The organism is Mycobacterium sp. UM_Kg27 (assembly GCF_000972905.1).
Lineage (GTDB): Bacteria > Actinomycetota > Actinomycetes > Mycobacteriales > Mycobacteriaceae > Mycobacterium.
Window position 1 is genome coordinate 1 of the sequence record NZ_JRMM01000345.1, and the last position, 343, is coordinate 343.

Genomic DNA, 343 nt, shown 5'->3' on the forward strand with positions numbered 1-343 from the left:
ATCAGGATGGGCCGTCGTCGGGTCAGACGGTGCCGTCGGGTCCGGCGCAGCAGAAGGTGGTGCGGGCGGCGTTGGCGTCGGCGCGGTTGGAGCCGGGCGATATCGATTATGTCGAGGCGCATGGCACCGGTACGGCGTTGGGTGATCCGATTGAGTTGGATGCCTTGTCGGCGGTGTTTGGTGAGCGGGGTTCTGGGGCGCCGTTGGTGTTGGGGTCGGTGAAGACCAATTTGGGGCATTTGGAGTCTGCTTCGGGTGTTGCCGGGTTCATCAAGACGGTGTTGTCGGTGCAGCAGGGTTTCATTCCGCGGCATTTGAATTTTTCGGAGTTGACGCCGAATGC

1 protein-coding gene is annotated in these 343 nt (G+C 61.8%); it reads left to right on the forward strand.

What is annotated here, in order from left to right; translation table 11 throughout:
• A partial coding sequence (locus LI94_RS21560) for a polyketide synthase (protein ID WP_046302545.1) occupies positions 1-343 on the forward strand: 343 nt, incomplete at both ends.